The organism is Sphingomonas sp., from assembly GCF_041661885.1.
Taxonomy (GTDB): domain Bacteria; phylum Pseudomonadota; class Alphaproteobacteria; order Sphingomonadales; family Sphingomonadaceae; genus Sphingomonas.
In genome coordinates, this window is sequence record NZ_JBAZTL010000003.1 from 484,534 (window position 1) to 499,994 (window position 15,461).

At 64.9% G+C, this 15,461-nt stretch carries 11 protein-coding genes; 5 read left to right on the plus strand and 6 right to left on the minus strand.

From position 1 onward, the window contains the following. Positions 1-38: 38 nt before the first annotated feature. Entirely contained in the window at positions 39-1,349 is a 1,311-nt protein-coding gene (locus WC704_RS08775; RefSeq protein WP_372889526.1) for an alpha/beta hydrolase family protein, read from the minus strand. A 57-nt stretch (positions 1,350-1,406) separates the two neighbouring features. Next, entirely contained in the window at positions 1,407-3,701 is a 2,295-nt protein-coding gene (locus WC704_RS08780) for a TonB-dependent receptor (RefSeq protein ID WP_372889527.1), read from the minus strand. A gap of 200 nt (positions 3,702-3,901) precedes the next feature. Here WC704_RS08780 and WC704_RS08785 point away from each other — a divergent pair, with 200 nt between their 5' ends. Beyond that, positions 3,902-4,678 (plus strand): FadR/GntR family transcriptional regulator, encoded by a 777-nt coding sequence (locus WC704_RS08785; protein WP_372889528.1) that lies wholly within the window; start codon positions 3,902-3,904, stop codon positions 4,676-4,678. Positions 4,679-4,696: 18 nt separating this feature from the next. Here WC704_RS08785 and WC704_RS08790 read toward each other — a convergent pair whose 3' ends face one another. Next, positions 4,697-7,090: a TIM-barrel domain-containing protein gene (locus tag WC704_RS08790; RefSeq protein ID WP_372889529.1), complete on the minus strand. Its 2,394-nt coding sequence runs from the start codon at positions 7,088-7,090 to the stop codon at positions 4,697-4,699. After that, complete coding sequence (locus WC704_RS08795) at positions 7,087-8,343, minus strand: MFS transporter (protein WP_372889530.1); 1,257 nt, start codon at positions 8,341-8,343, stop codon at positions 7,087-7,089. Before WC704_RS08795 ends, WC704_RS08790 begins: the two co-directional genes overlap by 4 nt. A 226-nt stretch (positions 8,344-8,569) precedes the next feature. On the opposite strand from WC704_RS08795, the gene WC704_RS08800 reads away from it, so the two are divergent. Next, the gene (locus WC704_RS08800) at positions 8,570-9,799 is read left to right on the plus strand and encodes an MFS transporter (protein WP_372889560.1); all 1,230 of its coding nucleotides are present in this window, start codon (positions 8,570-8,572) and stop codon (positions 9,797-9,799) included. On the opposite strand, the gene WC704_RS08805 is transcribed toward WC704_RS08800, so the two are convergent. Next, positions 9,787-10,692, minus strand: a complete 906-nt coding sequence (locus tag WC704_RS08805) for a sugar kinase (RefSeq protein ID WP_372889531.1) — start codon at positions 10,690-10,692, stop codon at positions 9,787-9,789. The genes WC704_RS08800 and WC704_RS08805 overlap by 13 nt on opposite strands. 215 nt (positions 10,693-10,907) lie before the next feature. On the opposite strand from WC704_RS08805, the gene uxaC reads away from it, so the two are divergent. Continuing rightward, positions 10,908-12,320, plus strand: coding sequence for a glucuronate isomerase (gene uxaC / locus WC704_RS08810; RefSeq protein WP_372889532.1), 1,413 nt, complete (start codon positions 10,908-10,910; stop codon positions 12,318-12,320). Further along, the gene (locus WC704_RS08815) at positions 12,317-13,690 is read left to right on the plus strand and encodes a mannitol dehydrogenase family protein (protein ID WP_372889533.1); all 1,374 of its coding nucleotides are present in this window, start codon (positions 12,317-12,319) and stop codon (positions 13,688-13,690) included. The genes uxaC and WC704_RS08815 overlap by 4 nt, the downstream gene beginning before the upstream one ends. 133 nt (positions 13,691-13,823) lie before the next feature. Here WC704_RS08815 and WC704_RS08820 read toward each other — a convergent pair whose 3' ends face one another. Then, positions 13,824-14,480 carry a glycosyltransferase family 4 protein gene (locus tag WC704_RS08820; protein ID WP_372889534.1) on the minus strand — a complete coding sequence of 219 codons (657 nt, stop codon included), beginning with the start codon at positions 14,478-14,480 and terminating at the stop codon, positions 13,824-13,826. Positions 14,481-14,865: 385 nt separating this feature from the next. Between WC704_RS08820 and WC704_RS08825 the strand changes: the two genes are divergently transcribed. Then, the gene (locus WC704_RS08825; protein WP_372889535.1) at positions 14,866-15,369 is read left to right on the plus strand and encodes a TylF/MycF/NovP-related O-methyltransferase; all 504 of its coding nucleotides are present in this window, start codon (positions 14,866-14,868) and stop codon (positions 15,367-15,369) included. Positions 15,370-15,461 lie beyond the last annotated feature (92 nt).

Consider the following 15,461-nt stretch of genomic DNA (forward strand, 5'->3'; position numbering starts at 1 on the left):
TACTCCTTGGGGCCGGTCGCTGCCGCGCCCGGCTGTGCCTATTCGGCGGGTTTGAACTCAAACGACATGCCAGCCGCCTTGTTGGGCTGGAAGCCCTTCCACAAGGTTGCCTGCGATCCGCCCGGACTGAACCCGGCATAGCGGCCGACCGGCGTGGACGACCAGACGCCGTTATTCGAATTGGGCACGAGACCGTCGATATAAGCGGCTCTGGATGCGTCGTCCTTAACGTAGCGGTCGAGGAAGGCCGTGATGAAATGCGTCTCGATTCCCATCAGCCGGTCCTTGCGCCACACCGAATCCTCAAACCAGTCCTTGTCCCAATAGGATGTCCGCATTTCAGGCGGCGCGCCGACCAGCCCGATGCTGTGCCCGGCCTCGCGGAAGGTCAGCAGATAGCGCGGGGCATATCTTTCCTGTTCGAACAGGGTGCGCACGCCGGGATCGTAACCGACCGTATGGTCCTGGCTGCCGACGATGAAGAGCGTCGGCGCACGGATCGCGCCCATGCCGGACGCGGCCCACAGCTCCGTGCCGCGCAATGCCTTGGGCGGGGAGATCGCAACGACCGCCTTCACATTGGCGACCTTGAGTTCATTCGCCTTCGCGCCGCCCGCGACATAGGGCGTGAGCACGCCGCGCGTCGCCAGCCCCAGCGCCGGATTGAGCGACGCGCCAGCCGCCGCCAGCACGCCATAGCCGCCCATCGAATAGCCGATCAGCGCGGTACGGCTGGCGTCGGCGGCGGCGAACAGGCCTTGCCCGGCCCTGGCACGCCGCTGCGCTTCGGCCGCGACAAAGGCGATGTCGAGCGGGCGGCGCGATACCGGCCCCGCAGCAGCGGCGGTGGTTCGGATCGTGATCGACGGATCGTGAAAGGCCGGTGTCACGACGACATAGCCCTTGCTCGCAAGATTCTCGCCGAGCCAGGACAACACTTCGGGCGTGTTGCTATAGCCATGCGCGAGGATGACGAGCGGGAAGCGCCCCGTTGCGGGAGCGAGGCCCGGCGTTGCGAGACCCGGCACCGTGAAGGGGATGTCCACGCCCTTCTCGCCGGGAAGCGCCGTGCGATAGGTCGTCCCTGCGCCTGTGCCCCCCGCCGGATACCAGATCTTGAGCGGAATATGACGGTCGACGATCGCGGGCGCGTCCTTGCCCTGTAACGGATCGGCCTGGTCGGGCTGGACGAACTCCAAGTCCGCGACCCCGACCGGATAGGCGCCAAGTGCTGCAAGCTCGGGCGCATCCACGCCCGGTCGCGCGGGCGCGTCCTGCGCCGCGACGGGCGTAACGACCAGCACGCACGACGCACATGCGAGCAGCGAAGGCAGTACGAACCGAAACATCACGTTGCTTCCGAAAATCGAGGGTGCGGGCGGAGCCATCGGCCCCGCCCGATATCGTCAGAAATTCACCGAGAGCCGAACACCGCCATAGCGGCGGAAGTCGCGGGGAAGGAGCGCCTGCGTGGCGCGTTGATTGCCAAAATTGCCGGCGGTGTTGACCAATGAAGCGAAATATTGCTGGTCGAACAGATTGTTGATGAAGCCGACCACTTCCCAGCGCCGATCGGCATCGCGCACGCCAATCCCGACATTGACGATGTGGAACGCCGGCTGGAAGGTTTCGGGGTCGCGCAGGCCGTAATTGAGGCTGCTCTGATATTGCCAGTTGAACTGCGCGATCCCGCGCAGCTTCTCGGTCAGCGCGGGGGTGTAATCACCGCTGAGCGAGAATTTCCATTCAGGCGCCTGAAGTGCCCGCCCGCCGGTGAGATTCTGGCGCGCAGGAGAGCCGGTACAGCCTTGCGCGGCGGTCTGCGTCGGATAGCATTGGGCGATGGCGTAATCGGTATAGTGCGCATCGAGATAGGTCACGGCGCCGCCAAAGGTCACGTCACTGCCGATCCGGGCCGAGCCTTCGAGCTCGACGCCGCGCGTCTTCAAGCCGCCGACATTGGTGAGGCGATAATTCTGGGTGCCATCGGCCAGTGTCTCGATCGATTGCGCCTGCAGGTTGGTGTAATCGGTGTCGAACAGCGTGAGGTTGAGGGTTAGCCGCCGATCGAAGAACTGCGTGCGCGCGCCGATTTCGCGATCGCGCGAGCGTTCGGGCCGGATCGGCCCGGCGAGCGCGCGGTTCAGGTTGAAGCCCGTGGTCAAATCGTAAGTCTGGCCCTTATAGCCGGTCGCATAGGTCCCGAACAGCATCAGGTCGGGCGTAAATTCGTAGCGTAGATTGACCTTGTAGGTGCCCGCCGTGTCTTCGGCATGGCCGCTATAGAAGGCATTGTTCGCCAGCCGGTCGAGGAAAGTATAGCTGACTGCCTCATTCTGGACGCGGCCGCCTGCGGTCAAAGTTGCCTTGGGCAGGAACTGCCAGTCGATCTGCGCAAAACCCGCCACCTGGCGCGACTTGGAAGTTGCCGACCAATTGGCGAGCGAGAAGACCGGCCCGCGCGAGAACGGACGCCCAAAGCTCAAATTGGCGAAATAGGTGCCGACCGTGTAGCGGAACGGCTTGGTACTGGCCGATTGCAGGCGGACTTCGTTGGTGACCTGCTCGGAATTGAACGCGCCGATCTGATTGTTGTTGCCGAACGCGCCCGGCGCCGACGTGTCGTCCTGATCGAGATAATCGCCGAGGTGGAAGCGATCGTAGGAAGTAACGGTGATCAGGTTGGAATCACCGAACACAGCGACTTCGGTTCGCAAATATCCACCACCGCCCGAATATTTGGTGCGCGCGTCGAAATTGTTGCTGACGTCCTGATTTTTCTCGCTGATCGTAACGCCCGGAAACACCACTGCGGGGGTAAGGCCGGCCTGCCCGCGGAACAAGGCATTGGGCGCGACGCGAATGAACGGGCGACCGACATCGGTGTTGCCGTTGACATAATTGGCCGAGAGCGTGACCGACGAGGTGTCGGTTGGCGTCCAGCGCAGTTTGCCGCGCAGGTTGATCGTTTCGCGGCCATTGACGCGCTTACCGTCATAGACGTTGCGGACGTTGCCATCCCAATAATTGTAGGCTGCAGACACGACATAGCCGACCGAGTCCGAGATCGGCCCCGAAATGCTGACATTGCCGCCGCGCTCATTGTCGGTTGTCACCACCGCATTGGCGCGCACGTGCAGCGTATCGGTCGGCGCGCGGGTGATGACGTTAATAAGACCGGCTGAAGCCGACTTGCCATACAATGTGCTCTGCGGCCCGCGCAGCACCTCGATCCGCTCGACATCGGGCAAATCGGTGAAGGCACGCGCCTGGAACGCCAGCGGGACTTCATCAACCAGCACCGCGACGCTCGATTCAACGCCAATGCCGAAGGCGAAGGTGCCGACGCCGCGCAGCGACACGTTTGAATTTTGTGGCTGTTCGGCGGGGCGAACCACCAGCGAAGGTGAAATCTTTGCGATGTCCTGGAAATTGCGCACGCCCGCGCTGGCGAGCGCGGCAGGGGTGAGCACCGAAACGGCAAGCGGAACGCGCTGGATGTTTTCCGCACGCTTGTTCGCGGTGACGATGATGTCGCCCTCCTGCCCGCTGGAGGGCGGGGCGGACGCCTCGGGGGCCGGCTGCTGTGCGGCGGACGCATCGAGCGGCTTGTCCGCATCCTTGGCGAAGGCCGGATTCGCGATCAAAGCCAGCGAAGCGGCAAGCGCGCCACGGCAAACGGACTGGTGGAAAATACCCATCTTGATCCTCCCCTTATCGTCGGATCGCGGTGTTCGCGTCCGTATCTATGGCGCTTGGCTATCAAATGGTCAGACCAGATGCAAGGGTTGCCTGACCGCATTGCTTGACAGGGCTTCCAAAGCCCAGGCGGTGTTGCCCTTGGGCCACGGCGCTGATACTCTCGCGCCCAGCCATGCCACTGCAAAAATTGATCAGGCCAATGGGCCAACCCACGAGCGCGGCCATTAAACCGGACGGGCGCAAACTCTATCAGCAGGTCGCCGCAGCCGTGGCCGAGGCAATCCAGCGCGGGGAATTCGCGCCCGGCCAGCGCATCCCGTCCGAACGCGAGCTGGCCGATGCCTATAAGGTCAGCCGCCCGACGATTCGCGAGGCGATGATCGCGCTCGAAGTGATCGGTATCGTGCGGTCGCGCCACGGCTCGGGTATTTTCGTGGCCGACAATCCGCAGCTCGATGCGCCCACGGTCGGCCTCGACATCGGCGCGTTTGAATTGACCGAGGCGCGCCGCCTGTTCGAGGCCGAGGCGGCGGCATTGGCGGCGGTGTCGATCACAGACGAGGAAATCGCCACACTCGAGGCGCTGATCGGCGACATGGAGCGCGAAAACCTCGAAAACGTCAGCGGCGAACATGCCGACCGGGAATTTCACGTCACGATCGCGCGGGCGACGCGCAATTCGGCGGTGGTCGATGTGATCGAGTCGCTGTGGGACGCACGCTACAAATCGCCGCTTTGCGCGCACATGCTGGAGCGGGCGCGCAGCGTCGGCGTGCAACCGCGCATCGATGAGCATCAGTTCATCCTCGCGGCCTTGCGCGACCGCAATCCCAAGGCTGCGCGCACGGCGATGCGCGACCATCTCGCGCGCGTCATCGACGGCCTGTTGCAGGCAACCGAGAGCGACGCACTGGAACGTACCCGTGCCGAAGTGGCGGCACGGCGAACCGATTTGGCGAAACGCGTGGCGGTCTGAGCGCCCCTCTGCTTTGGCCTAGATTGTAACCGTAACCCCTATACGCTGCGCCTGCGTGGCGGGCGTGCCGTCCCGACCCGACACGATCAGCGCGCGCGTGTCGCCCGGCGGGAGGAGCAGCGTGACCGTGCCGTCGCCGAACGTGCCCGGGCCGTCACGCGTCACGGTGATTACCACCTGCGCCGCGTCCGCCGTGCCGGTGACGCGCCAGCGATCGACCGGACCATCGCCGTCGCCTGCATCCTCGACCGCAGACCATTCGAACGCGCCTTCGCAGGGCGGGAACAGCCACACACCGCGCCGATAGGGTTTGGGTTGCCAGCCACCCCTGGCAAGATCGACCAGCATCGCCGAACCGGCGCGCGCCAGCAGCGGCGGCAGGCCGTCCAGCGGGGCGTCGAGCGTAACGCTTTCCCCGCCCGCGATCCGCGCGCCGGTCCAGACGTGGATCCAGTCCGCCCCCGCAGGCGGCCATATGGTGCGCGTTTCAGCCCCCGCCACCATCACCGGTGCGGCGAGCAGGTCAGGCCCGAGAAGATGCTCGTCGCTTTCCGCCCAACATGCCGGATCTTGCGGGAAATCGAGCCAGGTCGGGCGCACCATCGGCTCATATTCCGCGCAATAACGGTGCAGCAAATCGTAGAAAAAGGGCAGCAGCGTCTGGCGGAGCGCGATCAGCCGCCGGATCGCGGGCAGCACTTCGGGGTACATCCACGGCTCGTTGACGCTGCGGTCGTCATTCCAGCTATGGATGCTGAAGCGTGGCATCAACACGCCCGCCTGCACCCAGCGCACCAGCAGTTCGGGCGAGGGCGGTGGCCCCGCAAAGCCGCCGATATCGTGGCCGCTATTCGACACGCCCGACAGCGCGAGGCCGAGCGATTGCCGTGCGTTATAGCGCAGCGACTTCCATTCGGTGCGGTTGTCGCCACCCCAGGTCTGGGCATAACGTTGCAGCCCGGCCATGCCCGAGCGGGTGACGACATAGGGCCGTCCGCCGGGTCGCGCTTCGGTCTGCGCGCGGCGTGAGGCGCGCATCATCAGCAGCGGCTGGACCGGGCGCATCTCGGCGGCGGCGCGTGGCGTGCCGAACCCGGCGAAACGCGCGCGCGCGTCCCACACCTCATATTCGTTATTGTCGTTCCAGGTCGCGACAAGGCCCTGGTCCAGCAATGCGGTAGTGACCTGTGCGCGCCACCAGGCGGCGGCGTCGGGGTTGGTGAAGTCGATGTATGAGCCGACCTCGTCCCAGAATTGCGCCTCGACCGGCGCGCCCTCAACATCCTTCACGAACAGCCCCAGCGCCGCGACTTCGTCATAGCGCGGATGGCTGCGCAACAGCGCTGGCTTGATATTGGGCACCAGTTCGATCCCCGCCGCGCTATAGCTCGCGACGAACGCCGCCGGATCGGGGAATTTGTCCGGGTTCCAGTGGAAGACATAACGCTTGTCGCCGATCGACGTGTAGCCCGACGACAAATGAAACGAGGTGCAGCCAATGTCGTGTTCGGCCAGCTTCTCGAGGAACCCCGCCATCTGCACCGCGGCATCGGGCGCATCGGTATAGGTCATGGTCGAACCCGAATATCCCAGCGTCCAGCGCGGCATCATCGCCGGGCGACCGGTCAGCCAGGTGAAACGCTTGGTCACCGCCAGCGCATCCGGCCCGGCGATCATCCACAGGTCGAGATCACCCGATGCGGCGACCATCTGACGGTAGAGGCCGTGATAATTGTCGAGTTCGCGCCCGAAATCGAACGTGACATCGGCCGTTATGTCGTAAAACGCGCCGTGGCAGCGCCCCTCCGCATCGGCGACCAGCACATAGGGGATCGACTTGTAGAGCGGATCGCCATTTTCCGCATCATAGCCCATCGGGTCGAGATTGGTCAGGCGGAAGCTCCGCCCGGCGCGGTCGACATCGCCCGAACGGTCGCCAAGGCCGAAGAAGCGCTCGCCGGGGCGACGTGCGCAGTAATGATAGGTGCGCCCGTCCCACCAGCCGAAGTCGTAGGATTGGGTTGGCCGGTCCTCGGCCATCAACCGCCAGTCCGCACCGTCGCGCTGTTCCCAGCGACAGTGCAGGCCGTGCAAGCGGATCGAAACGCGCAGCCGCGCGGTTTCCAGCGTCAGCACATCGCCTGCGACCGCGTGGTGGAAATCGGGGCAGGAAAAACCCGCCACGTTCATCCGGTCGCGGCCCGGCTCGGCGATGTCGGCGGCACCGGGGGCGATCGCCCAGCTTGGTGGGCTGGTGACGGTGCCTCCCGTCAGCAGCAGCAACCGCGCAACGTCGTCCTCCAGCACGAACAGATGCGCAACTGCGCCGGTGTCGGCGGTGAGCGTCAGGCGACCGCGCGCTTGCTCCGTCACGGCGAACAGTGGCGGGTTGGACAAGGTGGCGCGTTTCATGAACGGGACTCCGCGACGATAAGGGTGCGCATACTGGCGATCAGCACAGCCGCGCCGATCAGGTCGAATACCGAAAGGGCGGCGAATAACGGCGCATAGCCGACCGTGTCGGCGAGCTGTCCGATCAGCAGCGAGAAGAGCAGCCCGCCAATCCACCCGGCTTGGCCGATGAAACCGTTGGCGGTGGCGACTTCCTCGGCGGTAAACACGTCGGCGGACAGCGTGTTGATGAGCACCGAGATCATCTGGTGCGCAAACCCGCCAATGCAGAACAAGGCGATGGCAGCGTAAGGGCTGGCGGCGAGGCCGATACAGCCCGGCGTGATCATCAGCACCGCCGCCAGCACGATGCCCGCCACGCGCGAGGCGATGAGCGAGAGGCGGAAGCGCTTGACCAGAAAGGGCGAGAGATAGCCGCCCAGCACGCCGCCCAAATCAGCCGCAAGGAAAGGCAGCCACGCGAACAGCGCGATCTGCTTCAGGTCCATGCCGCGTTCGGTTGCGAGGTACAGCGGAATCCAGAAGCTGAAGGTCTGCCACGCTGGCTCGGCGAGGAAGCGCGGCACGGCGATCGCCCAGAATTTTGCGGTGCCAAGGATCTGGCGCGCGGTGGCGCGTTGGCCGGTGAGGGCAGGCCGGTCGGCAGCAATCAACGCCGCCTCGACCGGGGTGATGGCGGGGTGATCGGTGGGGCTGCGATAGAAAGCATACCACGCCGCCGCCCAGACTAGGCCGACCGCGCCGGTAACGACGAAGGCCAGCCGCCAATCGGCCCAGAGCGACACTGCCACCACAATCGGCGGGGCAATCAGCGCGCCGAGCGAGGTGCCCGCGTTGAACCAGCCGACCGCGACCGAACGCTCGCGCGCGGGAAACCATTCGGCAATCGCCTTGATGCCCGACGGCACCGCCGCCGATTCGGCCAGGCCGAGCAGCCCGCGAAAGAAGAGCAGGCCGAGCCACCCCGCCGCCAGCGCATGGAGCATGTTGGCAATCGACCACGCCACGCCGAACAAGGCGAATCCGGCGCGAAGCCCGACGCGGTCGACGATGAACCCCGCGATCGGCTGCATCACGGTATAAGCAAGCTGGAAGGCGCCGACGACATAGCTGTATTGCTGCGTCGTCATGCCAAGGTGCGCTTTCAGCTCGGGCGCGAGCACGCCCAGCGAATTGCGCGCGAGGTAATTGGCGATCGTACCGACGCAAATCAGCGCGACGATCCACCAACGCAGATGCGGTATCCGCCTCAAACCTTCCCCTTCCCGTCGTTCACCGCGACGCTGTTCTCTTCCAATCCCGACTAGCCTAGTCGAATGCACTTGTCGACATTGGTCAGACCAGTGGCGCACGGGCGGGCCGGGGGGTGGGCACGACGACTCACGGCTTGACAGAGGCAGTTAATCGCTCGCTATTGGTCTGACCAAAAAAATAAACAGGGAGGGGCGCGTGGGTTTGCGCATTGGAACACGCTGGTGGATGATAAGCCTTGTCACCATCGGCACCGTCCTCAACTATCTCGCCCGCTCATCGTTGTCGGTGGCGGCGCCGACGCTGAAACATGCCTTCGACATGAGCACGCAGGAATATAGCTGGGTCGTCGGCGCGTTCCAGGCGGCCTATACGGTGATGCAGCCGGTGGCGGGCTATGTGCTCGATCTGGTCGGCCTGCGGCTCGGCTTTGCCCTGTTCGCCGTTGGCTGGTCGGTGGCGAACATGCTGCATGGGCTGGCAAGCGGGTGGCCGATGCTCGCCTTCTTTCGCGGACTGCTCGGGCTGACCGAGGCTGCCGCCATTCCTGCGGGACTGAAGACCGTGACCGAATGGTTTCCCCCGCGCGAGCGCACGGTCGCGACCGGCTGGTTCAACATCGGTGCGTCGATCGGCGCGATGATTGCCCCGCCGATCGTGGTAACCTGCATTGCCCTGTGGGGCTGGCGCTCGGCGTTCGTGGTAACGGGCGGGCTGGGCCTGATCTGGGCGGGCTTGTGGTACGTGCTGTATCGCTCGCCGACCGAGCATGGCGGCGTCGGCGAAGCGGAACGCGCGCATATTCTGGGCGACCGTCCAATCGTGTCTGCGGAAGCGCCGATCGGCTGGCGTGCAGTGCTTTTCACGCGCGATTTCTGGAGCATCGCCATCCCGCGCTTCCTCGCCGATCCGGCATGGCAGACCTTCAGTTTCTTCATCCCGCTCTATCTGGTCGAGGTGAAGGGCATGGATTTGAAAGGCATCGCGGCGTTCGCCTGGTTGCCGTTCCTGGCGGCGGATGCGGGGGCGTTGCTCGGCGGTTATTACGCGCCGTGGTTGATGCGCGTGTTCGGAACATCGCTGATCGGATCGCGCAAGATCGTCGTCGCCACCGGGGCGATGCTGATGATCGGCCCGGCGTGCATCGGGCTGACGGTGTCCCCCGGGGCTGCGATCGCCTTGTTCTGCATCGGCGGGTTCGCGCATCAGATGCTGTCGGGCGCGCTCATCACACTGGCGGCCGATCTGTTCGACGAGCGCGTCGTCGCGACCGCGACTGGATTGGCCGGGTCGGCGGCGTGGATTGGCGGCCTGAGCTTTTCGCTCATCATTGGGGCATTGGCCGATACGATCGGGTATCCGCCGCTGTTCGTCTGTCTCGCCGTGTTCGACCTAATCGGTACGGCGGTGTTGTGGACGCTGCTGCGCCGCCCGCGTGCGGAGGTTCAGGGGGCGTAGGGCGCGTCGATGTCGCGCGGCGGCACCGCGCCCACGCGCATCACCACCCAGCCGGCGATACGGTGACCCATCTGGGCGGCTTCTGCCGGGGAGCATCCGGCAAGCCGCGCGTGGAGATAGCCCGCATTGAAGGCGTCGCCGGCGCCGCTGGTGTCGTGCGGGGCGAGCCGCGCGGGCGGCGGAACATGGTTGCCCGCAACGAAACAACCCTCCACACCGAGTTTCACCACGACTTCCGTCGCACCGCCCGCCTGCCAGCGTGCCGCGATTTCCTCCGGCGTTTCCGGATGGCCGATCTGCGCTTCATCCTCCAGCGTGGGCAGGCCAATCGTGCAGGTGGCGATCGCGCGGTCGCGCCAGAGCGCCGCTTCGCGTGCATCGGTCCACAGACGCGCGCGATAATTCCCGTCGAACGCAACATGGCGGCCCGCCGCGCGCATCCGCCGTGCGACATCCAGCAAGGCGACGCGTCCCTCGGGCGGCAGGATGGCGAGACTGATGAGCGAGAAGCCAAGCATTTCCGCCTCCTCCGTCGCGCGCACCGCCTCGGCGATGCCAGGTGCGGTGAAGACGTGCGTCGCCGCGCTGCCCTTGCGCCAATAGGTAAAGCTGCGCTCGCCCTCCGCATCGTTGGTGATGGCGTAAAGGCCGGGGCGGGACGCGGGCTTGGTCAATAGCAAAGCGGGGTCGATCCCCTCGTCAGCCCAGGCCGCGCGCAGATCGGCGCTGAAGGGATCGTCGCCGAGCGCGGTGAGGAAGCCGACCTGGTCGCCAAAGCGTGCGAGGTGGATCGCCGTGTTGAGCGTGTCGCCGCCATAGGTCAGCCGCCACAGCGCGGCGTCGGCGCGCGACAGTTCGACCATGCCCTCCCCAACCAGCACGATGCGCGCCATCAACCTTCCCCTCTTGTCGATTATCCACGCCCGGCGATGCAATATTGGTCAGACAGGTGTCAACGGGATTGCCGTGTCCATCCTCACGTTTACCGTGGAATTGCTCGACGCATCAGGTGGGTATTGGTAAGGCCAGTGTGAGAATCGATCCGAAGTGATTGGGCAAGGGAGGGCATCATGCAGCATCCAATTTCGTGCCAAAGGCGCACCGCCGCATGACGCGACCGCTCGTCCTCCACCCTGATCGCCTGTTCTCCAGCGACCCGATCCAGCGCGGCATCGCGCGCACCTTATATACCGAGATCGCCGACGCGCCGATCATCAGCCCGCACGGCCATACCGATCCCGCCTGGTTCGCCGAGGATCAGCCGTGGGACGATGCGGCAAGTCTGTTGCTCGCGCCCGATCATTATGTCTTCCGTATGCTCTACAGCCAGGGCCTGAGCCTCGACGCGCTCGGCATCCGCACGCGAGCCGGCGCGCCCGACACCGATCCGCGCAGCGCGTGGCGGTTGTTCGCGGAGCATTACAAGCTGTTTCGCGGCACGCCGTCCCGGTTGTGGCTCGACCATGTCTTTGCTGAGATATTCGGCTTCGACATGGCGCTGGAAGCGGCGACCGCCGACCATTATTTCGACAGGATCGGGGAGGCGCTCGCTACTCCCGCCTTCCGCCCGCGCGCGCTGTTCGACCGTTTCCGTATCGAGGTGCTGGCAACCACCGAAGGCGCGCACGACAGTCTGGAGGCGCACCACCGCATCCGGGCATCGGGATGGAACGGTCGTGTCATCTCCACCTATCGCCCCGACGGGGTGATCGACGTCGAACATGAGGCGTTCAAGCCCGCTCTGGCCCGCCTCGCCCAACTGACCGGCGAGGACGTGTATGGTTGGCGCGGCTACCTCGCCGCGCACCGCAAGCGCCGCGCCGATTTCCGCGCGGCGGGTGCCACCGCGACCGATCACGGCCATGCGACGGCGCAAACCGCCAACCTTTCGCCGACCGAGGCGGAAGCCCTGTTCGCGCGCATCGTCGGCGGCGACTGGACCCCGACCGATGCCGAGCTGTTCCGCGCGCAAATGCTCACCGAAATGGCCAGGATGAGCCTGGAGGACGGGATGGTGATGCAGATCCACCCCGGTTCGTTCCGCAACCACAATGCCGGTTTGTTCGCGAGCCACGGCCGCGACAAGGGCGCCGATATTCCGATGCGCACCTCCTATGTCGATACACTCAAGCCCATGCTCGACGTGGTCGGAAACGCGCCCGAGCTGACGATCATCCTCTTCACGCTCGACGAGAGCACCTATGCGCGCGAACTGGCGCCGTTGGCTGGCCATTATCCGTGCCTGAAGCTTGGCCCGGCGTGGTGGTTCCATGACAGCCCGGAGGGGATGCGCCGCTTCCGCGAGATGACCACCGAGACGGCGGGCTTCTACAACACGGTGGGCTTTAACGACGATACACGCGCTTTCCTGTCGATTCCCGCGCGGCACGATGTCGCGCGGCGGGTGGATTGCGCGTTCCTCGCCCGGCTCGTTGCCGAGCACCGGCTGGCGGAATGGGAAGCGGTCGATCTCGCGCACGAACTGACCACCGGGCTGGTGCGCAAGGCCTATAAGCTGTGAGGCTTTCGGCGAGCACGGTCGACCGGCTGCCCGCGGCCATCGCGCGGCCCGGTTACGACCGAACTGCGCAGCGGCGTGGCATCGTGCATCTCGGGATCGGCGCGTTTCACCGTGCGCATCAGGCGGCCTATACTGACGATCTGATGGTCGGCGGTGACCGGGACTGGGCGATCACCGGCATCTCGCTGCGCTCGCCCGGTATGCGCGATGCGCTTGCCCCGCAGGACGGGCTATACACCGTGACCGAACGCTCGGCTGCGGAAGAAAAGACGCGGTTGATCGGCGCGGTGGCCGAGGTGATTGTCGGGACGGAAAGGCCGATGGCGGTGGTGGCCGCATTGGCTTCGGCGGACTCGCATCTGGTGACGGTGACCATAACCGAAAAAGGTTATTACCGTCGCCCCGATGGCACCCTCGATTTTGCCGCTGTGACCGGGGGAGGGGACACGATCTATTCCTATCTCGCCCGCGCCTTCGCCGCGCGGCGCGATGCGGGGCTACCGGGGTTGACGCTCCTGTCGTGCGATAATCTGGCGGGCAATGGACTTGCCCTTGAACAGGGGATGGCCGCCTATCTCGACCGGACGGCACCGGATCTTTGCGGCTGGTTTGACGCCGAATGTGCCTGCCCCGCAACGATGGTCGACCGGATCGTACCCGCTGTGACTTCGGCCGATCTCGACGCGGCGACGGCCCGGCTGGGCATGTGCGATGCGGCCGCGGTCGTCACCGAACCATTCCGGCAATGGGTGGTGGAGGACCGTTTCGCCGGTCCGCGTCCGCGCTGGGAGCATGTCGGCGTGACCCTTGTGGCGGACGTGACGCCCTATGAAACGGCGAAACTGCGCCTGCTCAACGGCGCGCATTCGGCGCTCGCTTATCTCGGCCTCGCCGCCGGGCATGTCTATGTGCATCAGGCGATCGCCGATCCGGCAATCCGGCCCTGGATCGAGCGGTTGATGCGACAGGAAGCCGCGGCGAGCCTCGATCCCGCGCCGGGCCAGGATCTCGACGCCTATGCCGACGCGTTGCTCGTGCGCTTTGGCAACACCGCATTGCCGCACAGCCTTGCGCAAATCGCGACCGACGGCTCCCAGAAAATCGGCCAGCGTTGGCTGGAGCCGCTTGCGATCAACCGCGCGCGCGGCGTGGCTTGCCCCGCCACATTGCGGGCGTTGGCGGCATGGGTCCTGTTCGTGCGCGGCGACGGCCCTGCGGTGAACGACCCGATGGCGGGGGGCCTTGCGCGGGCGTGGCAGCAGGCGGGGACTGGCGGGATCGCTCGGGCGGTGTTCGGCACGACCGGCCTGCTCGGCGCGCGGCTGGCGGAGGCGGACCTTTGCGCATTGCAGACTCTGGTCGAAGTCTAAAACGGATCAACGCAGCCATCCAAGGCCAGTCGGCGAGTCTCCAAAATGAGGGTGTCGAGACGACGCGGTGGAGGCCGAACGCATCTTTATCGGGCGCGGTGCGGCGGTACAAAATCGCGGGACATGGTTGCGATCAGCGCAACGGTTTGAGCGATCCCCTCCTCGAAAGAGAGCGTTCGTTGATAGAAATGCTGGCCGGCTTGCCCCATTGCTGCGCGTGTGGCGGTACGCCGCGCGCGATCAACGCACGACGCATTCCCGCCGACTGGACGACAATCGCTGAAGCGCGCCAATAGACAAACCGGCATATTGGATCGAGTAGCCGGGCGATCACGCGTCCGCCGCGCATACCGGCGACAGCGACCGTGTCCGGCCACAGATCCTGAATATCCAGCATGAAGGGCAGGTGGCGCACCAACCCGGCCAGGGCCGCCGCCAGCCCGACGGTGATTGGCGGATGATAGACGTAAGCCATGTCGAAGCGCGTGCGGCGTAGCAAGCAGTAGGCAAGTACCGAAAAGAAGAAGGACAGGAAGTTCAGCGCGCGTCGTAACGACGATCCGTCATGGCTGGGATAGAGCGGCAGCCGCACCACCGCCACGCCATCGATCGTCTCGCGTCCGATCAGCCGTATCCGGTATCCCGGATAGAGCCGTCCGCTGGGATAGTTGGGAAAGCCGGTGACGACCGTGACGTCATGTCCCGCTGCTTCCAACGCACGGACGAAGCGGGGGCCTTTGATAACCCCCGGCTCAGGATCGAACCATTGCGTCAGATAGGCGATTCGCATCGGATTTTTCTCGGCAGAACGACCGTCTTGAGCCGACGGTGCAGCAACAGCCCCCATATTGGCGACGCCGGTAAGTGCCGCGCTGTGGCCGCGATGTTCATGCCACCGCCGCGTCGGTCGACCACCTGCTGAAATAAGGTGACACCAGCTCTGCCACGATCCTCGGGCCGTCTTTTCGCCGGGGCGGTGGCTTTGAACCGCAACCATACCAAGGGGCATTTACGGGTGGAGAAGGGCGATGACCGAGCCGGTCAAAGTGTCGGGTGGCCTGCGGACCACGGCGGAAGCCGGGGAAGCCGCCAGCAACCGCGTCCTGTTCGAGGCCAATCCATCGAGTTGAGAGACCAAGCTCGAAAACTTTCCAAAATATGTCCGGCGGCAGCACTTGACACGTTTTCTTGCGCTGTATGAAGTGTTCAAGCGCGCGCTCCCGGTCAAAGGATCGGTAATCGAAGCCGGTGTTAACCACGGATTCGGCCTGATGACTTGGGCGAAGCTCTCGGCAATCCTTGAGCCGGTCAACCTGACGCGGCGCATTTATGGCTTCGATACTTTTGAAGGTTTCCCCGACGTTGCTGAACAGGATCGCGCCCCGGCTTCGCGCCATATTGGTCCCGGTGACCTCGCAGCGGATGTTCATGACGAACTCGCCCGACTGATAGAAATTTATGACAGCACATGTTTTCTTGGTCATGTTCCCAAGGTCAAGCTGATCCGCGGTGACGTGCGCGAGACAATTCCGGCTTTCGTCGCCGAAAATCCACATTTGGTCGTCAGCTTGTTGTTCCTCGATTTCGATTTGTACGAGCCGACCAAGGCCGCGCTGGAACACTTCGTGCCGCGAATGCCACGGGGCGTGACCTGCCCCCCGCTGGTCCCGCAGTCATAACGAGAGTCTGTCGGATTGATATTCTTGCTCGCCCGCCGGCACAAGCGCGCCGGGCGGGACGCTTCTATTTTGCAGGAACGCCCGGCGCGCTT